10 protein-coding genes are annotated in these 21173 nt (G+C 71.3%); 1 reads left to right on the plus strand and 9 read right to left on the minus strand.

Annotated features, from left to right (window positions below):
* Window positions 1-88: 88 nt before the first annotated feature.
* Window positions 89-1330, plus strand: coding sequence for an MFS transporter (locus tag HWX03_RS31080; protein ID WP_175873875.1), 1242 nt, complete (start codon window positions 89-91; stop codon window positions 1328-1330).
* Between the two features lie 77 nt (window positions 1331-1407).
* Here the strand turns inward: HWX03_RS31080 and HWX03_RS31085 are convergent, their stop codons facing one another.
* The 9 genes from HWX03_RS31085 to HWX03_RS31125 form a co-directional block, all read right to left on the minus strand.
* Entirely contained in the window at window positions 1408-2655 is a 1248-nt protein-coding gene (locus tag HWX03_RS31085; RefSeq protein WP_175873876.1) for a RhtX/FptX family siderophore transporter, read from the minus strand.
* A gap of 22 nt (window positions 2656-2677) precedes the next feature.
* Window positions 2678-4189, minus strand: coding sequence for a PepSY-associated TM helix domain-containing protein (locus tag HWX03_RS31090; protein ID WP_175873877.1), 1512 nt, complete (start codon window positions 4187-4189; stop codon window positions 2678-2680).
* Window position 4190: 1 nt separating this feature from the next.
* Complete coding sequence (locus HWX03_RS31095) at window positions 4191-4454, minus strand: hypothetical protein (RefSeq protein WP_175873878.1); 264 nt, start codon at window positions 4452-4454, stop codon at window positions 4191-4193.
* Window positions 4454-6670 carry a TonB-dependent siderophore receptor gene (locus HWX03_RS31100; protein WP_175873879.1) on the minus strand — a complete coding sequence of 739 codons (2217 nt, stop codon included), beginning with the start codon at window positions 6668-6670 and terminating at the stop codon, window positions 4454-4456. Before HWX03_RS31100 ends, HWX03_RS31095 begins: the two co-directional genes overlap by 1 nt.
* 113 nt (window positions 6671-6783) lie before the next feature.
* The gene (locus tag HWX03_RS31105; protein ID WP_175873880.1) at window positions 6784-8547 is read right to left on the minus strand and encodes an ABC transporter ATP-binding protein; all 1764 of its coding nucleotides are present in this window, start codon (window positions 8545-8547) and stop codon (window positions 6784-6786) included.
* The gene (locus HWX03_RS31110; protein WP_175873881.1) at window positions 8547-10268 is read right to left on the minus strand and encodes an ABC transporter ATP-binding protein; all 1722 of its coding nucleotides are present in this window, start codon (window positions 10266-10268) and stop codon (window positions 8547-8549) included. Before HWX03_RS31110 ends, HWX03_RS31105 begins: the two co-directional genes overlap by 1 nt.
* Window positions 10265-11317 carry a Gfo/Idh/MocA family oxidoreductase gene (locus HWX03_RS31115; RefSeq protein ID WP_175873882.1) on the minus strand — a complete coding sequence of 351 codons (1053 nt, stop codon included), beginning with the start codon at window positions 11315-11317 and terminating at the stop codon, window positions 10265-10267. The genes HWX03_RS31110 and HWX03_RS31115 overlap by 4 nt, the downstream gene beginning before the upstream one ends.
* Window positions 11314-16791, minus strand: a complete 5478-nt coding sequence (locus HWX03_RS31120) for a non-ribosomal peptide synthetase (protein ID WP_175873883.1) — start codon at window positions 16789-16791, stop codon at window positions 11314-11316. Before HWX03_RS31120 ends, HWX03_RS31115 begins: the two co-directional genes overlap by 4 nt.
* Complete coding sequence (locus HWX03_RS31125; protein ID WP_175873884.1) at window positions 16788-21167, minus strand: non-ribosomal peptide synthetase; 4380 nt, start codon at window positions 21165-21167, stop codon at window positions 16788-16790. The genes HWX03_RS31120 and HWX03_RS31125 overlap by 4 nt, the downstream gene beginning before the upstream one ends.
* Window positions 21168-21173 lie beyond the last annotated feature (6 nt).

Below are 21173 nucleotides of genomic sequence, written 5' to 3' on the forward strand. Positions count from 1 at the left end.
ACATATTGCTGCGGTTCCTTTCATATATTGGACATATATATGGCAGTGCGCAAGAATTCGCGTATTCCGTCGCACATCGAGTGCCTTCATGTCCTCCGCTTCGATTTCCCGATCCATGCCCGGCCCGCAACAATCCGCGTCCGATGCGCTGCCGGCCGGCGTGTCCCCGCGCTCGGCCGCGTACAAGCGCATCGCGTTCGCGCTCTTTCTCGCCGGCTTTTCCACCTTCTCGCTGCTGTACTGCGTGCAGCCGCTGCTTCCCGCATTCGCACGCGAGTTCAACGTCGGCGCGGCGTCGAGTTCGCTCTCGCTGTCGCTGTCGACCGGGATGCTCGCGGTGTCGATCCTGTGCGCCGGCGCGCTGTCCGAACGGGTCGGGCGGCGCGGGCTGATGTTCACGTCGATGACGCTGGCCGCGCTGTTCAACCTGCTCGCCGCGCTGTCGCCGAACTGGCACCTGCTGCTGGTCTGGCGTGCGCTCGAAGGCTTCGCGCTGGGCGGCGTGCCGGCGGTGGCGATGGCCTACCTCGCGGAAGAAATCGCCGCCGACGGGCTCGGCTTCTCGATGGGGCTCTATGTCGGCGGCACCGCGTTCGGCGGCATGATCGGGCGGATCGGGATGAGCGCGCTCGAGGAGCACTTCTCGTGGCGAACGGCGATGCTGTCGATCGGCGTCGTCGACCTGCTCGCGGCGCTCGCGTTCGTGATGCTGCTGCCGGCCTCGCGACGCTTCGTGAAACGCACCGACCTGACGCTGCGTCACCACCTGCGGCTGTGGCACGCGCAACTGCGTCACGCACGCCTGCCGTTCGTGTTCGCGATCGGCTTCCTGGTGATGGGCGCGTTCGTGACGATCTACAACTACGCCGGGTTCCGGCTCATGGCGGCGCCGTTCAACCTGAGCCCGACCGCATGCGGGTTGATCTTCGGCGCGTACCTGTTCGGGATGGTGTCGTCATCGAGCGCCGGCGCGCTCGCCGATCGTCTCGGGCGGGCGCCGGTCCTCGTCAGCGGCATCGTCGTCTTCGCGGCGGGCCTCGCGCTGACGCTGTCGCACTCGCTCGCCGCGATCGTCGTCGGCATCGTGCTCGTGACGATCGGCTTCTTCGTCGCCCACTCGGTCGCGAGCGGCTGGGTCGGCGCGCTCGCGGGCGCCGCGAAGGGGCATGCGGCTTCGCTGTATCTGCTGGCCTACTATGCCGGGTCGAGCGTGCTCGGTTCGGTCGGCGGCGCGTTCTGGCAACGCGGCGCGTGGACGAGCGTCGCCGCGTATGTCGCGGTCCTGCTCGTCATCGCATTGCTGGCTGCGCGGCGGTTGAGCCGCACTTGAGCCGCACTTGAGCCGCGCGTGATGCGGCGCGGTACGGCGCGGCGCGCACCCCGCACCGCGCAACGGCCGCGCAGCCGTCACGACGCCAGCGCATCGTCCCCCTTCACCGCATACGCCACCTCGCGCCGCCGCAGCTTCATCGCGATCAGCGCCGCCAGCACCGCGAGCGCGACGCCGGTGAGAAACCCGCCCGTATAACCGACCTTCGCCGTCAGCGACAAGATCGTCGACGACGCGATCAGCTCGCCGAGATCGCGTGTGCTCTGCACGGCCGTCACGTCGGTGCCGGCCTGATCGCTGCCGCCCGCGAAACGCATGCCGGCCGTCATGATCGACACGGACGTGATGCCGGTCGCCAGCGAGCCGAGCACCGTGCACAGCCACGCCCACGACGGCGACACCGGCAGCCACCCGCTCGCCTGCGCGAACCACAGCAGCGCGGCCGCGCCCGCGCAGCTCACGCCGGCCGTAAACGCGCGCCACAGGCCGAGCGCCCTCACGAGCCACGCGCCGCCGCCGCAACCGAGCACGACCGTCACGACGCCGCCCGCCATCCCGAGTTTCCCGATCGCGTCGAGCGACCAGCCCGCGTCGTTGAGAAACAGCTTCGACAGGCCGAAGCCCGATACGGCGGTCATTGCCGACAGCAGCGCGAGCGACAGCAGCGACCACGAACGCGGCCGCTTCGCGAAGCGCACGAGGCTCGCGTCGTGTTCGGGCCGCGCGCGGGCGCGATCCGCGTCGCGCGGCAAGACCCACAGCACGCAGACGAGGCTCGCGAGCGGGACGGCCGCCAGCGCGAGAAACGCGGTTGGCTGGCCGAACAGGCCGATCAGCGTCAACGTGCCGGCGCCGCCGCCGAAGAAGCCGATCATCACGCCCGCGATCTGGATCGCGTTGATCTTCGCGAGCGTGTCGCCGCTGAAGTGCTCGGCGGCCATCCCGTCGTTCGCGATGTCCTGCGTCGCACTCGCCAGTGACGCGACGGCCAGCAGCCCGACCGCCCAGCCCGCCGTCGCGACCGTCATCCCGATCTGCGCGAGGCCGCCGAGGCACAGCACGACGAGGGTCTGCATCGGCAGCATCCAGCTGCGCCGCCGGCCGATGCGGGGCGACCAGCGGTTGTCGACGACGGGCGCCCACAGGAATTTCACGACCCACGGCAGCCCGACGAGCGGCAGGAATGCGAGCGCATGAAGCGGCGCGCCGTCGTGGCGCAGCAGCGTCGGCATCGCGTCCATCGCGATGCCGATCGGAATGCCCTGTGACAGGTAAAGCAGCGTGATCGTGATGACCAGGCGGCGGTGTTCGAGCAGATCGCGCATCGAAGTCTCCAGTTGCATGAGGTTAAAAAGGTTCGGCGCCGGCCGGCACGCGCGCGGGCTGCATTGCATCGCGCCGCGGACGGCGCGCCGCCCGCAGCAGCAATGCGCCGAATGCGACGAGCGCCGCGTCGATCGGCCAGTACACGGGTTGGCGCGCGCCCAGCAGCGCGATCGCGCAATGGGCCGCGCCGGCCAGCCCGTACGCGACGCCGGCCGCGCGCATCAGGACGCGCAGCCACGCCGCGCGATCGGCGACACAGGCGGCGAGCGCAATCGCGCCGCCCCACACCGCCCAGAACAGCATCGCGAGCGCATGGTCGACGTGCACGCCGTCGGGCAGCGCACGGCCGGCGAACAGCAGCCCGCCGCCCGCGAGCACGAGCCCGCCGCACACGCCGACCGCAGCGGCGGCCAGCACGTCCGCCGAACGATCGCGCTGGGCGCGCCGCCGCTCGATCCACAGATGCAGCCCCGTCGCGCACAGCGCACACGCGGCGAGCCCCATCAGGCAATGCAGCACGCGCAGCACATCACCGGCCGCGCCCACCCAGCCGTATTGCGCGAAATGCAGCGGCTGCACCGCGATGAACGCGCGCAGCCAGAAGCCGCGGCCGCGCGACGTGGCATCGGCGAGCCATTGCCCGTCCGTCGCGCGGTACAAGTGGCGTTCGAACACGGCCGTGCTCGGCAGGCCCGCGGTCGTGCCGGCAATCTCGACGCGCGCATTCACATCGCCCCAGCGATGCAGCACGACGGCTTCCGGCCGGAAATCCGGCTTGCGCGCCGCGTCGCGCCGCAGCAGCGCATCGAGATCGGGCGCATGCCGCCACGCGCCGCCGGCCTCGACGGGCGGCGGGCCGCCGAGCAGTTCGGCGAACGCACGCTGCGGCTGCCCCGGATACGCGACGCCCGCGAGCGATACCGTGCCGAGCGCGCCGAGCCCCGACAACGCGCCGGTGAACGCGAACAGCACGAGCCACGGCGTGCCCCACAGGCCGATCCATGCGTGCAGGTCGAACAGCGCGACACGCAAGCCGTTGCCGCGGCGGATGCGCGCCGCGTCGGGCCAGCGCTTGCGATGCACGACGACGCCCGCGACGATGAGCACGAGCAGCACGATGCCCCACAGGCTGACGAAGATGCGCCCGGGGAAACCGGCGAACAGCGTCTTGTGCAGCGTGACGATCAAGGTCGCCCGCCCTGCGTCGGGCAGCGGCGCGCCGGTCGCCGGATCGAGCGCGAGCGTGCACGTCTGGCGCGCATCGCAGAAACGGATGGCCGGATCGTCCGGCCGCGGCAGCACGATGCGCGCGTCGTGCAACGCCACGCCGAGCGCCGCCGCGCGCGCGACGAGCGCATCGAGCGGCAACGTCGGCCGCGCGACGGCGAGCGCCGGCGGCCGCCACCAGCCCTGCATCGAATCGAATGCAAGACTCCAGGTGCCGCTGAACAGCACGACGAACAGCACCACGCCGAACAGCGCGCCGGCGCCGCGATGCAGCGCGCGCCAGCGCGAACGCGACGAAGCGTCCATGTCAGTGCCCTCCCCAGAACATCGCGCACGGCACGAGCACCGCGAGCCACACACCCGCGCGCCAGGCGGCCGGCCGCCAGCCGGGGGCGACGAGCACCCACAGCAGCGCGGCGACGCTCGCGGCGAGCGTCAGCAACACGGCCGCATAGAGCCGGTTCAGGCCGTCGTCGGGGTAATGACGGGCCAGCGTGAGCGCGAGCGCGACCGCACCCGGCAGCACGCCGCCGATCGCGATCGCCGCCCGCGTGCCCCAGCCGGACGCCATCAGAATTGCCCGCGCACGGTCAGCATCACGTTGCGCGGTTCCCCGTAACGGTTGTTCCAGCCCGGCTGGCTCAAGCTCAGGTAGTAGTTGCGGTCGAACAGGTTGTTGACGTTGAGCGCGGCGCTCCAGTGCTTGTCGTAGCGATAGCCGAGCCGCACGCTCGCGAGCGCGTAGCCGCCCTGGCTCATCGAGACGCCGTTCGCCTGCGCCGAGTAACTGCTCTGCACCTGCATACCGCCGCCGATGCTCCAGCGCCGCTCCTGCCACGGCAGGTAGTAGTTGGTCCACAGCCGGAACAGATGGCGCGGATTCAGCAGCGGCGCGAACGAACCCGCGTTCGCGAGGTTGTCCGCATAACGCATCGTGTCGTACGTGTAGCTCGCCCACACGCTCCACCATGGCGTGATGCGGCCGTTCGCCTCGAATTCGAAGCCCTGGCTGCGTACGCTGCCGCCGTTCACGTAGTAACAGCTCGGCCCCGCGCACGGATGCGCGAGGTCGACCTGCGGGTTGTTGTCCAGATCGATGCGGAACGCCGCGAGCGACACGTTGAGCTTGCCGCCCGCCAGTTCGCCCTTCACGCCCGTTTCGTAGGTGCGCCCCTTCACCGGCGTCAGGATGCCGCCGCCCCACATCGACTTGGTCTGCGGCTGGAACACTTCCGCATAGCTCGCGTACCACGACCAGTCGCGCGCGAAGTCCCAGATCAGCCCGCCGTACGGCGTGAACTGGTGGCCGGTGTTGTAGTGCGCGCCGAGGCTGTCCTGGTTCCACCAGCTCATCCGGCCGCCGAGCACGAGCGTCACCGGTTCCGCGAGCTTGATGCGGCCGAGCCCGTAGACGCCCTTCTGCGAAACGTCGTTCTGCTGCGATTGCTGGTACGGCCCGATGCCGGGCTCGGGCACGCTGCTCGGGTTCCAGCGGTACACGTTCACCGGCGTGCCGGCCACGTCGCCGAGCAGCGGCGCCGTCATCTGCCCGCTGCTGCTGTTCGCGTAGGTGACGCCGAACAGCAGGTCGTGCGTGAGTCCGAATGCATGCACGGGGCCCTGCACGTTCGCATCGAGGCTGCGGCTGTAGCTGCTGAACTGGTACGCGGCGCCGGTCAGCCGGCCGCCGGCGCCGGTCGCCGGATCGATCGCGCCGAACGAACCCGCGTACTTCAGGTCCGAGCGCATGCTCTGGTATTCGCCGCTGACCTTCGCCTTCCAGCCGGCGCCGAGCTTCTGCTCGACCGACGCGAACGCGCGCGTCGTGTCCCAGTTGAAACGGCCCCACGCGGTGTCGAGGAACGTCGAGCGCGACAGGCCGAGGCTCGATCCGTCGCCCGCCATCGGCACGCCGGACATGTCGGGCACCGACGTCGTCGTCTGGTACTGCGCACCGAACGTGAGCAGCGTGTCGCGCGTCACGTCGACTTCCGTGACGCTGTAGATCGAACGCGTGTCCTGCTTCGCATGGTCATAGAAGAAGTGGCGATCCTCGTACGCGGCGACGAGCCGGCTGCGCACGGTGCCGGCCGCATTGAGCGGGCCACCGATGTCGGCCTCCGCGCGATAGCGGTCCCAGCTGCCGACGCTTGCGGTGGCGTGCGCGGAGAACTGGTATTGCGGGCGCTTGCGCACGAGGTTGACGGTCGCGGCCGGATTGCCCGAGCCGTGCAGCAACCCGTTCGCGCCGCGCAGGATTTCCACGCGCTCGTACACCGAGATGTCCTGCGGCGCGCTCGCCATGTCGCCGATCACGACCGGCACGCCGTCGAATTCGAACGAATCGACCTTGAAGCCGCGCACGAAGTACGCGGTGGTGAGCAGCACGTAAGGCTGAACGGTCACGCCGGCCGACTGCTGCATCACCTCGTCGAGCGAGAACAGGTTCTGCTGGTCGATCCGCTCGCGCGTCGTCACGCTGACCGACTGCGGAATCTCGCGCAACGCGAGCGGCATCTTGCCGACCGTCGCCACCGACGGATCGTCGGCCACACCGCGCGACGCATTCACCGCAATCGCCTTCAGCTCGCCGCCGGCAGGCTGCGCGGCGGCCGCCTCTTCCTTGCGGACTTCCGTGCCGCCCGCCGGCGCCGCATCGGCGAACGCCGCCGCCGGATGCGCGGCGATCAGCAGGCCGAGATACAGCGACGGACGCCAGCGCCCGAAACGGGCGGCGCGTGCGCCCTTCATCATCGATCTCCCAGGTTCCCGTACCTCGTACCGCATTCACGCCCCCGTATTTGATAATCATTCTCATTATCAATTAGAACCGGCAGGCGATTTTTAGATCGAGGGGCTTTTCCTATCGATTCCGGGCACGGCGGCCCGCATTGTTCACGTCAGTGCTCGGATTCGGCCGGACGGGTTTCCGCATCCGCGCTGGCGGGCGGCGCCTCGTCGTGCGGCCGCCCCGCGCGGGCGAACGTCGCGTACCACGCGTCGGCCTCGATCAGCTGCGCATGCGTGCCGGTCGCGCGCATGCGGCCCGCGTCGAGCACGACGATCGTATCGGCGGCGGCCGCGAGCACCGGCTGGTGCGTGACGACGATACGCGTACGCTGCCCGCGCAGCGCGACGAGACTGTCGCGCACGCGCCGCGCGCTCAGTTCGTCGAGGCTCGCGGTCGGCTCGTCGAACATCAGCACCGGCGCCCGCGCGAGCAGCGCACGCGCCAGGCATGCACGCTGACGCTGCCCGCCCGACAGTAACTGGCCGCCCGGCCCCACGTCGGTGTCGAGGCCGTCCGGCAAACGCTCGGCGTCGCGCAGCAGGCCTACCGCGTCCAGCGCGGCGCGCAGCTCGGCATCGGTCGCATCCGGCCGCCCCATCCGCACGTTCCACGCCAGGCTGCCGCGAAACAGCCCGTTGTCCTGGAACACGAGGTTGCGCGTCGCGGCGAGCGTCGCCTCGCTCAGGTGCCGCACGTCGGCGCGGCCGAGCAGCACGCGCCCGGCGCACGGATCGTCGAGCCGCGCGAGCAGGCCGAGCAGCGTGCTCTTGCCCGCGCCCGTGGGGCCGACGATCGCGACGAAGCCGCCCGCCGGGCAATGCAGGTCGATCCCGTCGAGCAGCGTCGCGCCGCTGGCCGACCGATAGCCGACGCGCACCGCGTCGACGCTCGCGTCGTGTACCGGCGTGCCGCGCTCGGGGCTGTCGAAACGCGGCGCATGCAGCACCGCGAGCACCGTGTCGAGCGCGCGCCAGCCGCCGCGCAACGCCTGGTCGAGCTGCGTGAGCTGGGCGAGCGGCTCGATGAAGCGCACGAGCAGCACGAGCACCGCAACGGCCGTCGCCGCGTCGAGCCGGCCGGCCGCGACGGCCCACGCGCCGCCGAGCAGCATCGCGACGAACACGCCCTGCACCGCGCCCGCGAAGCCGAGTTCGATCGGCAGCGAGCGCCGCATCAATGCACGCGTGCGGCGATGCTGTTCGTCGAATGCGCGCTGCAGCGCCGCGCGCGCGTCGCCCTCCCGGCCCGCGAAGCGCAGCAAGCCCTGATGCGCGGCGAAGGTCTGAAGCTGCACGGCCATGTCGCGATCGCCCGCAGCGCGCGCCTGTTCGAACGCGAGCGTGCGGGCGCCGCCGCGCTCCAGCAGCGCGAACAGCAGCACGGCCGCCGCCGCGACGCACAGCGCGATGCGCCAGTCGATCCACGCGAGCCCCGCGACCACCGCGAGCGGCGTGACGACCGCGCCGATCAACGGCCCGAGCAGATGCGCGGGAATCCCCATCGCCTGCATGACCGGCCCGCGCAGCAACCCGGCCGGATGACTGTCGCGCACGGTCTGCCACGACGCGATGCGCGGCAGGTGTTGCACGAGGCGTTCGACGAGACCGACGGCCAGCGCGCCGCCCGCGCGATAGCCGCCGCGTTGCGCGACGTACAGCACGAGCGCATGGCACAGCGTCAGCGCGCCGAGCACGACCGTCCAGTGCAGCACGGCCGCCTGCGCGCCGGCGAACCATGCGCGGATCAGCGGCACGAGCAGCAGCCCGCACGCGCCGTCGAGCAACGCAGCGGCCATCGCCCAGCCCACCCCGCGCCACAGCGCGCGGCGCGTGTCGCGCGGCAGGCACTGCAAACGTTTGAGCGATTGCGTCATTAGGCTGCCTCCGCTGCGGCGCCGCGTTCACGCCAGAGCCGCGCATACAGCCCGTGCGCGGCCAGCAGCGCCGCATGCGTGCCGCGTTCGACGATGCGGCCGCGCGCCATTACGAGAATCTGGTCCGCGTGCCGGATCGCGTCGAGATCGTGGCTGACGATCACGCGCGTACGTGTGTCGGCGCGCAGCGCATTGCGCAACGCGCGCCCGGTTTGCGGATCGAGCGCCGACGCCGGTTCGTCGAGCAGCAGCAACGGCGCGCGCGACAGCAGCGCACGCGCAATCGACAGCCGCTGCAGTTCGCCGCCGGACAGGCGCACGTCGCGCCCGCACACGCAGTCGTAGCCGCCCGGCAACGCGTCGATGCGTGCGTCGAGACAGGCCGCGCGCGCGGCGGCGCGAATCGCGTCGCGATCGGCATCGGGCCGGTAAAGCGCGATGTTCGCGGCAATCGACACATCGTCGAGCGCGGTGGCCTGCTGGAACACCATCGCGACCTGTTCGCGGCGCGTCTCCGATGCGAACAGCCGCAGATCGGCGCCGCCGAGCCGCACCGTGCCACGATCCGGATCCATGAAGCGCGCGAGCAGCATCAGCAGCGTGCTCTTGCCCGCGCCCGACGGCCCGACGATCGCGGTGGTCGTGCCGGCCGCGATCGTCGCGTCGATGTCGCGCAGGATCGGCTCGCCGTCGATGTCGACCTGCACGCCGCGCAGTTCGACCGACGCATCGCGCGGCACCTGTACCGCGCCGTCGACGGGTTCTTGCAGGCCCGGCTGCGCGAGCAACGCATCGAGCCGCGCGGCGGCCGCGCGCGCCTCGCGCAACGCATCGGCGCCGTGGCCCAGCGCGCGCACCGGCGCCGCGACCGCCCAGATCAGCAGCGCAAACGCACACAGCGTGCCGACCGGCAACTGGCCGGCCGTCAGCCACGTCGCGCCAAACACGACCCACGCGAGCAGGAACGGTGTGCCGAGCAGCACCTGTGTGCAGGCGCCGAGACCGCCGATGCGGCCGACCCACGCCGAGAACGCGCGCGAGAAATGCCCGGCCGACGCCAGCGCGGCCGCCTCGATGCCGGCGCCCGGATACTGCCGCACCAGCGCCGGGTTCTGCGCGAGCTGCGCGTAGTCGCCCATCAGCCGTTCGAGCGCCGCGTTGCGTGCCGTGAAGGCCGGTGCGAATCGTGCCGACCGCATCCAGCGGAACAGCGCCGCACCAGCGACGAGCGGCACGAGCGCGAATGCCAGCAGCGCGGGATTCAGGTAAAGCAGGCACGCGAGCGCCGCGCACGGCACGACCACGAGCTGCGTGAGATCGGCCGGTGCATGCGCAACGAGCTGGTGCAGCGCGCGCACGTCCTGGTCGACATGGCGCGCGACGCGGTCGCTGCCCGCACGCGCGAACCAGCCGAGCGGCAAACGCTGCAGATGATCGGCGAGGCGCTTGCGCAGGCGGTCGCCGAGATCGGCGTCGACGCGGTGCGTCAGGTGCAACGCGATCGTCTGGCCGCCGAGCCAGCACGCCCCGGCCGCCACGGCCGCGACGAGCCAGCCGCGCGCCGCCGCGTCGAGCTGTGGCGCGACGCGCCATGCGTCGGCGAGATGCGCGAGCGCGAGCCACGGCACGAGCGACGCGATGCCGGCCAGCGCCTGCAACGCCACCGCCGTGACGAGCGGCACCGCGAACGGCCGCAACATCGAAAGCAACGATCCGTTCATGCGGCACGCTCCAGCAGCATGCCGAGCGTCGCGGCGCGCGCATCGCCCGGCGGCTGCTCCGGAAAACCGAGTTGCGCGGTCAACTGCTGCCAGACGCGCGCCACGTCGATGCTGCGCTGGTTGCACGCCTGCAACCCTTCGCCGGACACGAGCCGGTCGACCGCGCGCACGGCCGCCTGCGGCCAGCAGCGCGCGTGAATCTCGCCCCACGTGTCCTGTGCGTCGTCGCAGATCTGGAGGCTCGGCATGTCGTCGCCGGCCGGTTCGCCGAAAATCGGGAACAGGCCGTCCTCGTCCATCGCCGGCTCGCGCAGCGCGGGCGCCCACCACAGCGGACCGTGCGGCGACGCGAGCGTCCACGTGCCGGCGTCCGTCGTCAGCGTGATGCCGAACAGCAGGCTCATCCGGCCGTCGTCGGCGGCCGCCATCTCGTTGTGCACGCGCAGCGACACCGGCGTTTCGGCGAGCACCATCGCGCATTCGCGCATCGACGACAGCGCCGGCCCGATCGGTTCGACCGACCACGGCCCGACGCCCTGCAACGCGGCCGCGAGCACGTCGAGCGCCGCGTAGCTCGCCTGCACCGAGCACACCACGTCCGCATGCACGGGTGCGTTCGTCTCGCGCAGCCGTCGCGCGACCGCGATGAAGCGCGCGACGACCGGAAGGTTCGGATAGAAGCTGTTGAGCAGGCAGCGGCGGCCCTGGCGCGACGCGGTGCGCAGCACGCGGTCCCATTCGTCGGGCAGCAGCGGATGCTCGATCACGACGTCGATCCCGCGTTCGAGCAGCCGGCAGGCCAGCGTAGCGCCCTCCGCGCCACGCGCCGCGCCGCCGACGGCGACGCACGCGACACGCACGTCGTCCGGCAACGCGTCGACGCGGTCGAACACCGGCGCACCGACGCGCGCAGCCAACGCCACCGTGCGCGCGCTGCCCTGGCCGAGGATGCCGGCCACGTGATACGAACCGGACGCCGCGAGGCCCGCCGCATAGAACTGACCGAAACGGGAGCCGGCCACGACGACCGGCAGCGGATGGACCTTCATCGTGCCTCCTTCAGGCGGGTATCGACGAACGCGGCGTTCAGGCAATCGAAATGACCGCCGGGGATATCGACGGCCGTGATGCCGCCGAGCGCCTGCGCCGTCCAGTAGTCGGTGAGCGCCGCGCGCTGCTGCGGAATCAGCGGGTTGCAGCGCTCCGGCACGAACAGCCGGAGCGCGCCCGCATACGGCGCATCGCCGGCCCAGTGGCACGCCTGCACCGAATGCATGAAGAGCCGGTAAAGCCGCTCGCGCTCGTCGAGCAGCGGATGCGCGACCTCGTCCTGCATCGACAGGCCGGCCGCCGCGCGCAACACGCGGCGGCGCAGCCCGTCGAGCGGCTCGCAACGATCGCCGAAGATCTCGAGCTGCGCCTGCAGGCTGCCGGGCGCGAGCCGCGCGGGGTCGGCCTTCAATGCGTCGGCGAGCGCATCGGCCAGCACGTACGTTTCCGGAAAACCGAGCGCGTCGAGCGGCAGCCCGAGCGTCGCCGCGAAGTTGAACAGCACGAGCCGTTCATCCTCGATCAGGTATGGAATCCGGTAGCTCGACACGATGTCGAGCGTGCGCACCGCGACGCCGAGTTGCACCAGCGACTTCGCCATCTCCAGCGCGACCAGCCCGCCCGAGCAATAGCCGAGCACGTCGACCTCGCGCACGCCGCTGCGCCACAGCGCATCTGCGTAACGCCGGCCCAGCGTCGCATTCAGGTGCCGCACCGGCAGGTCGAGATAGTCCTGCGCGTCGCGCACCGCGAAGCCGAGCACCGGGCCGAGCCGCGCGAGCGCGGGAAGCACCGGACGATAGGCATGCACGGTGCCGAGCCCTTCGTGCACGATCACGCGCGGCACGCCGTCGCCGGGCGCAAGCGGAATCGGCCGCACGTCGGCACGCACGCGCGGCGCCGGCGCATGGACGACCGCCGATGCATGCGCCGTGCGCGAGGCGGCAGGCGCGGCCGTCGGCGCCGTGCTCGCCGGCTGTTCGCCCGCGTCGCGCAGGCATTGCGCAAACGCGGCCGGCGTCGGCTGCGCGAGCACCCAGCGCAGCAGCCGGTCGAACGGATGCGCGTGCGCGAGCGGTTCCTCGCCGCGCAGCCGCGACACGAGCTGCGCGATCAGCAGCGAATCGCCGCCCGCGGCGAAGAAGTCCTGATCCGGCGAGACGTTGCGCGTATCGAGCACGGTTTCCCACAAGCCGATCAATCGCGCCAGCAGCGGATCGACGGCCGGTGTCGCCACCGGCCGGACCACGGCCGGCGCCGGTTCGCGGATATCGGCGATGCCGGCCAGCGTACGGCGGTCGATCTTGCCGTTCGCGGTCACCGGCAAACGTTCGAGCACGCGCAGTTGCGACGGCACCATGTAGCCCGGCACGCGCTCGGCCACGAACGCCAGCAGCGTATCCGGCGCGATGCGCGCCGCGCCGCGCTTCACGTGGGCCAGCAGGATGTCGTAGCCGAGCGCGGCGAGCGGCGTGTCGGGCGCGACGCAACCGAGCGCACGATCGCCCGCTTCCGCCTGCAGCCATTCGAGCCACTGCGCGTGCGGCACGAACAATCGCGCCGACGCCACCCGCGCATCGTCCGGCGTCTCCATCATCAGCCCCTGGCTGATGCTGATTTCCGGATGCTCGTCCGTCAGTTCCTGGATCACCCACCACGCGTCGGCCGCCGACAGCGCGCGCAATCCGGCGATCAGCGCGACCGTATCGCGTGCATTGTTCAGCGCGCCGGAGCTGATCGTCAGGTCGACCGAATGCGGTGCAATACCCTGCGCATCGCATGGCGCGTTCATGTCGAAGCGCACGAAGCGCATCCACGGATACGCAGCAAATCGTTCACGCGCGGCCGCGAGGAAGTAGCTCGACACGTCGCTGAACAGGTAATCGATGCGCGTCCCGGCTTCGACCAGCGGCGCGAGCGCATCGACGATCGCGCGCGTCGCGGCGGCCGTGCCCGCGCCGATCTCGAGGATGCGCCACGCGCGCTGAGGCTCGCGTGCGACCACTGCGCGCACGGCCTGCGCCATCCCGCGATGCAGTGCGCGGGCGTGTTCGCCGTCGCTGTACATCGCTTCGGCGATATGCGAAGCCCCTTCCGGGAACATCAGGCCGGCCGGCGATACGCTGCCGTCGATCTGCGCGTCGAGGCATCCCGCGCTGTCGCGGAAGTAGTCGACGAGGACGGCTGGCCACAGCTCGGGCGATGCGTGCTGCGCGAATGCGTCCCAGCAGGCACCTGCGTCGACGCGGCTCGCATCAGGCCGCACGCGCCAGCCGTCTTCGGCGTCCGCATCCAGCACGCCGTGCGCGACCAGCATCGCGAGCCAGTGGCGCAGCAGATGTCGCCGTGCCGCAGGCACACGCAGCCGCTCGCACAGCGTCGCGAAACCGGTCGAGGCGTCGGTCGTCAGGCCGCCGGCCGGCACGATCCACGCAGCGAGCGACGCCACGCACGCCGTTTCGAGCTGCGCGACCGAACGCGACACGTCTGCCTGCGCGGGCCAGTGCGCGGCGTCGAACACCGTACGCACGTGCGGCGCGATCTCGTGCAGCGCGTCGTCCTGCGCTGGCGGGGGCGCTTCCGCGTCGTGCAGCGACACGAAGCTCGCGAGCCGGCGCTCCGCGCCGTCGCCGAGCACGATCGTCGCCGCTGCGCCGACGAGCGGATGCGCGGTCAGCGCCGCGTCGATCTCGGCCAGCTCGATCCGGTAGCCGCGGATCTTCACCTGATCGTCCTGCCGCCCCAAGAATTCGAGCGAGCCGTCGGCCCGCACACGCCCGAGATCGCCGGTGCGATACAACCGGCGCCCGTCCGGATGACGGATGAACCGCTCGGCCGTACGCACGGGATCGTTCGCGTAGCCCGTCGCGAGCCCGACGCCGCCGATATGGATCTCGCCGCGCACGCCGGGCGGGCACGGCCGGCCGAGCGCGTCGAGCACTTCCATCGTCTGCCCGGTCAGCGCGCGGCCGTACGGAATGCTCGCGAGCCGCGTGTCTTCCGGACGGATCGGATGCTCGATCGACCAGATCGACGCTTCGGTCGCGCCGCCGAGGCTGAACAGCGCGCTGTCGGGCCAGCGGCGCCACCAGCGGGCCGGCAGCGTCACCGGAATCCAGTCACCGGACCACAGCACGCGGCGCGGGCCCGGCACGTCGAGCGCCGGTTCGCCTTCGAGGTAGTCGATCAGCATCTGCCCCTGCGCGGGCACCGAGTTCCACAGCGTCACGCGATGGCGCACCATCAATTCGGCCCAGTGCGACGGATCGTTGCCGCGCGCCGGATCGGGCAGCACGATGCACGCACCGCGCGCTGTCGCACCGAAAAAGTCGTAGACGGACAGGTCGAAGCTCAGTTCGGCCAGCCCCAACACCACGTCGCCCGCGCCGACCGCATGCCGCGCGCTGATGTCGGCGAGCGTGTTGCACACCGCCGCGTGGCTCAGCATCACACCCTTCGGCTCGCCGGTGGAACCCGACGTGTAGATCACGTAAGCCAATGCGTCGGGGGCGATGTCGCACGCGGCGCGCGGCGGCCATTGCCGATCGATCGGCAATGCATCGATATCGATGCGCGCGCAACTTTCATGCTCGAACGCGAGCGCCTGCACGCTGACGACGGCACGTACCCGCGCATTGCGCAGAATGGCCTGCTGCCGCAGCGCTGGCTGGCGGCTGTCGACCGGGACGTACGCGGCGCCCGCCTGGACGATCGCGAGCACGGCCGCGAGCTGATGCGCGCACTTCGGCATCAGCACTGCGACGGTATCGCCCGCGCCGACGCCGGCCTGTTCGAGCGCGGTACGCAGCGCCGCCGCATGTTGCGCGACCTCGCGGTACGTGCGTGCGCCTTGCGCATCGATCACGACCGGCCCATCGGGCGTGCGCAGCGCCTGCGCGGCGAAACCGGCCGCGATATGCGTATCCGCGTCCGGATGCACGTCGGCGACGGGCGCCGCGGACGGCAATACGATATCGCCCGCACGCGACCACCATGCGGCATCGTCGGCCAGCCGGCCCAGCAGCGCGACATACGCATCGAACATCGCGGACGGCACGCCGTCCGGAAACAGGTCGTCACGCACATCCCAGCCGATTTCCAGCCCGCCGAACTGGTCGGTCACCTGGCAGTCGAGCCACACCTGCGGCGTCTGGCTGATCATGTAGCGCGGCGGTTCGGCGCGCGTCGCGTGCTCGCCGAGCAGGCGCCCGACGCTGCCGATCCCGCTCGTGAACACCACCGGCATCAGCGCCGCGTCCTTGCCGCGCCGCCGCGCGAGTTCGCGCATCACGTCGACGCCGGTGAATGCGCGATGGTCGAGATCGTCGAACATCCGCGCGCCGATCGTGCGGGCACGCTCGACGAAATCGCGCCCGTGCGTCGCGTCGACGGCGAGCAGGCTCAGTGCGGTGAAATCGCCGAGCACCGCATCGATGCGCGGATGCACGGGCGGACGGTTCAGCACCGTCAGGTTCAGGCAGAACGCCGGCGCCTGGCTCCAGCGGCCGACGACCTCGGCGAACGCGGCCAGCGCGACGCTCGCCGCGCTGAGCCCGAAACGGCTCGCATGGCCGCTCAGCGCGGCCCATTGCACGCGATCGAGCCGCGCATGCCGATGCGTGAAGCGCGGCCGTCCGTCGGTACGCATCGCGGGCACGACCGGCAGATCGGGACGCGCGGGCAGATCGTCGAGCCGCGCGAGCCACCACGCCTTGTCACGCGCATGATCGGCACGCGTGCCGGCCTGCGCTTCATGCATCACATAGTCGCGAAACGTCGCGTCGAGCGGCGCGGGTTGCCATTGCGGATCGCCGTAACGACGCCGCCATTCGGCGAGCAGCAATTGCAGGCTCGCGTAGTCGATCAGCGTGAAATCCACGGACAGGTGCAGCACCGCGCCATCCGGGCCGAGGCTCACTTCCGGCTGCAGCACCGGCCAGCGGTCGAGCGCGTGCACCGCATGGTCGAGACGCTCGCGCACGCGGTTCAGATGGGCGTCGAATGCGTTCGCGTCGGCCTCGCGCAGGTCGTGCACGGTGAGCGGCTGCCACGGCACGTCGGGCAGCACGCGTTGCCATGCGTTGTCCTCGACGATCGCGCGCAGCATCGGATGGCGCGCCACGCACGCATTCCACGCGGCTTCGAAGCGCACGCAGTCGAGATCCCTGGGTTCATCGTATTCGACGTACAGATGGCAGGCACTGCCACCGAACTCGAACGATTCGTGCCGGCCGAGCACGTACGCGGCCTGCACCGGCGTCAGCGCGAACCGTTCATGCCGGTGCGCCGAATCGCTGCGCCACGCGCCGTCCTGAAGGAAACGGACGAACGCGTCGCGTTCGGCCTTGATGCGCGCGGCGAGATCCGCATCGAGCGCGCCGGCCGGCGCGCGATAGCGCAACTGGCCGCCGTCGTCGCACCACAGTTCGATCCGTCGTTCGCGGCAGAGATCGAGCACGTCGTCGAAGCTCACAGCACGCCCTCCTCGATCGTCGCGACCGATGCGTCGCCATCGACGGGCGCCGCCGGCGTCAGTTCGTCGAGCTGCGCCGCGAGACCGGCCAGCGTCGGCTGCCGGTAGAACGCGGCCATTCCGATCCGCACGCCGAGCCGCTCGCGCAGTTGCGCGAGCAGGCGCGTCGCGAGCAGGCTGTCGCCGCCGAGCGCGAAGAACGTCGTGTCACGCGCGTTCGCCGCGCGGCCGAGCGCCTGCTCCCAGCAGGCGAGCAATATCGCGTGCCGTTCGCCGACGGGCACGAACGCGTCGTGCGCGGCCGGCGCGTCGCCGAGTGCGCGCGCGAGCGCATCCCCGACTGTCCGGCGATCGATCTTGCCGTTCGCGTTGAGCGGCCAGCGCGGCATGCACCACAGCGCATCGGGGCGCATCGCGTCGGGCAACCGGTCGCGCAGCCAATCGGCCAGCGCCGCCTGCGCGATCGGCTCGCCGACCCGCCGCGCATCGATGCAGGCGAACGCCGCCGAGCGCCAGCTCCGTGCATCGAGGGCAAAGCCGCATGCGTGAGCGGCCGCCGCGAGCGCATCGTCGGCGAACGGCCGCGGCAGCGACGCATCGCCCGCGACGCTCGCGACGAGTTCACGCAGCGGCGAATCGCGCAGCACGTCGGCGAGCAGCAGGCGGCCGTCCCGCGCGAGCAGTGCGGCCGCGATCCGGAACGTGTCGCGCGGATCGTCGCGCAGGTGCGCCGCCGCGAAACTGATCACGCAATCGAATGCGCCGAAATGACGGGCGGGCAGCAAGCCGTCCTGCATCGTCTGAAGCGCGGGCATCGTTCGCGTGAAGCGTGCCTGGGCGTTGTGCAGCAGGCCCGGCGACACGTCGAACAGCGTCACGTCGAAACGCGGATCGTCGAGCACGCCGAGCCCCGCATCGAGCGCTTGGCCCGCACGCGCATCGAGCACCGCGACGCGCAACGCACCTGCGTGTGCCGCGGCCTGCGCGTCCAGCGCGGCGGCGAATTCGCGCAGCGCGCGGGCGCCATCCGGCAAACGCGTCGCGAACGCGAGCGGCGCCACGCACGGGTCCAGCGACACGCGCTGCGCGGCGGTATCCGGATCGGCGGCGAGCGCGCGCAGCGCCGCCGTCAGATCGTCGAGATCGCTTGCCTGCCAGTCGAGCCGATCGAGCGCATCGTCGATGGCGATCGATGCGTCGCCCTTCGCGTGCCAATGCGCATACAGCGACGGCGGCAAGCCCGCGTCGCCATCGAGCAGCCGGCCGGCAACGGCGCGCGCGACGGCCGCTTCCGCGGGCATCATGTCGGCCATGCCGGCCTCCGCAAGCGACGATTGCGCGGTGTCCGCCGCGCAATCGGCCGGCACGAACGCCGCGACGATGCGCGCGGCCTCGCCTTGGACGACGTTCGCACACGCGCCGTCGATCTGCGGATGCGCGGCCAGCGCCGCCTCGATCTCGCCGAGTTCGATCCGGTGCCCGCGCACCTTCACCTGCCGATCCTCGCGCCCGAGGAATTCGAGCGTCCCGTCCGGCCAGTAGCGGCCGCGGTCGCCGGTGCGATACCAGCGGCCCGACGCGTGCTGCATGAAGCGCTGCGCGGTCAGCTCGGGATCGTTCCGATAGCCGCGCGCGAGACTGTCGCCGCCGATCAGCAATTCGCCCGGCACGTAATCGGGCGCATCGCGCCCGTCGCCATCGACGACGCGATACGCCTGCCCCGGCAACGGCTGGCCGTATGGAATCGAACGCCAGTGCGGCGGCACGTCGCGCACCGTCTGCACGTTCGACCAGATGCCGGCCTCGGTCGCGCCGCCGAGCGCGTGGAACGCACATGCGTCGCCGCAGCGGGCGCGCAGACGCGCCGGCAGGTCGAGCGCGATCCAGTCGCCGGACAGCAGCGCCGCGCGCACGCTGCGACACGCGTCGCTCGCCGCCGGCACGGCCAGCGCCATTTCCAGCAGCGCGGGCGCCGAGTTCCACAGCGTCACGCGGTGCTGCGCGATCAGTTCGATCCAGCGCGCCGCATCGCGCGCTTCATCCTGCGTTGGCAGCACGAGTTCCGCGCCGGCGCCGAGCGCGCCGAACAGGTCGTACACCGACAGGTCGAAATCGAGCGCCGACACCGCAAGCAGCCGGTCGTCCGCGCGCACGCCGAGCAGCGCATCGATCGCGTCGATCGTGTTGATCGCCGCCGCGTGCGTCATCTCGACGCCCTTCGGCACGCCGGTCGAACCGGACGTGTAGATCACGTAGGCCGTCGCCTGCGGCGCGACCGCGAGCGGCGCGGCCAGCGGCGCATGCCGCAGCAGCGCGGTAATGCCGACATGCGGCAGCGGCCCGTCCGCGCACGCGGTGTCGCCGATCACGGCCTTCACGCCCGCCGCGCGCTCGATCAGCGCCTTGCGCGCGACCGGCTGCGCGATGTCGAGCGGCAAGTAGCACGCGCCGGCCGCCAGCACGCCGAACACGGCCGCGACCTGCGCAGGCCCGCGCGGCAGGCTGATCTCGACGGCGTCGCCGTGCCCGATCCCGGCCGCCCGCAACCCGCCTGCGATCGCGAGCGCCTGCGTGGCCAGCTCGCCGCGCGTCACAGTACGATCGCCGCATCGCACTGCCACGGCGGCCGGCTCGCGTGCGGCCAGCGCGAAGAAATCGTGATGCAGCGTGCGCGCGCGGCCGGGGGCCGGCAACGCGTTGAGCGTATCGCGTACGCGCCGCTGCGCGGACGGCAGCTCGACCGCGATCGGCAACCGCCAGTCGCGATCGCACAGCGCCTGCACGAACGCGACATACGCGCCGAACATCGCGTCGATCATCCCGTCCGGAAACAAGCCGTCGACGCTGTCCCATGCGAGCAGCGCGCCGCCCGGCACGCGATAGAGCTGATGGTCGAGCCACACCTGCGGCGTCTGCGAAATCATGTCGTGCAGCGCGCCGAATACCTGCGCGAACGCATCGGGCACGAACGGCGCGTCGCCGAGATTGCAAGAGAACACGACCGGCGCCGCGCGCGGCGTGCCCTGCCGACGCGCATCGCGCAGCACGTCGAGCGCCGGATACGCGGCGTGCGCGATCGCACCGTGCAGCCGCTGCTGGAACGCGCGCACCGCGTCGGCCGCGCTCGCCTCGGCGTGCACGTCGCATTCGACGAGCAGCAGCGTCGTGAAGTCAGCGATCACGCGGCCCAGATCGGGCGCATCGCCGTGCCGGTCGAACAGCGGCACGTTGAGCAGGAACGCATGCCGGCCGCTCCAGCGCGCGAGCACCGCCGCGAACGCGGCGCCGAACACCGACGACAGCGTGACGCCATGCTGCGCGGCCCGCGCCTGCAGACGCTCAAGCTCGTCTGTGCTCAGCGTATGCGCGACGCGGCTGAAACGCGGCGCGCGTATCGTTTCCGGCGCACGGGCGAGCGGCAGCGCCGGCCCTTCCGGCAGCGTCGCGAGCCGCGCCTGCCATGCATCGCGCGCCGCGACCCGCGCATCGCGCATCTCGGCCGCGCGACGCGCGAGCCAGGCCGGGAACCACGTCGACGGCGCAGCGGGCAACGCCGACGGCTCGGCATAGGCGACGCCGATCTCCTGCATCAGCAGCCGCACGCTGTCCACGTCGGCCGCGAGCAGGTCGACACTGAGCCACACGCGATCCTCGCCGCCGGGCATCTGCACGAGCCCCATCATGAACACTTGCGCGTGCTCGACGTCGAGACATTCGTGCGAGCGGAACGCGCGCAGCGACGCCCATTCGGTTTCCGCATCGGCCGCCGTCCGGTCGCGCCAGTCCGCGTGCGCGAACACCGGCGCATCCGGCGCCGCGACGATCTGCTGGCGGCCGCCGTCGAAACGCGCGCGCAGCATCGGATGACGCTCGCGCACGCGCCGGCATGCCATGTCGAGACGAACGGGATCGATCGCACGGCTGCGGAATTCGAGAAACGCGTGGCAGCTCACGTTGCCGAGCACTTCGCCGTCGCCGCGGCCGAGCCAGTACGCCTGCTGCACCGCGGACAACTCGAACGGCGCATGCACGTCGACCTCGTCGACCGCTTCGGCAGCGACGCCGGCTTCCGCCCGAGCGATACGCGGCGCATTCGCCAGCAACGCGACCCACGCGCCGAGCGTCGGCGTGCGCGCAAACGCGTCGAACGTCAGCGCGTAGCCGAGCCGGTTCACGCGCGTCTGCAGATACATCAACCGGATCGAATCGAGGCCGCAGCTCAGCAGGTCTTCGTCATCGTCGAGCGACGCGATCTCGTCGACGGATTCGTCGAGCAGCTCGGCGATCAGCGCGACGAGCTGCGCGCGAAAGTCAGTGGGGGAACAACAGGAAGGATCGGAATGGTCGGTAGTGGAATCGACAACGGTCTGGCTCATGGGCAC

It is taken from the genome of Burkholderia sp. BCC0397, assembly GCF_902832865.1.
Lineage (GTDB): Bacteria > Pseudomonadota > Gammaproteobacteria > Burkholderiales > Burkholderiaceae > Burkholderia.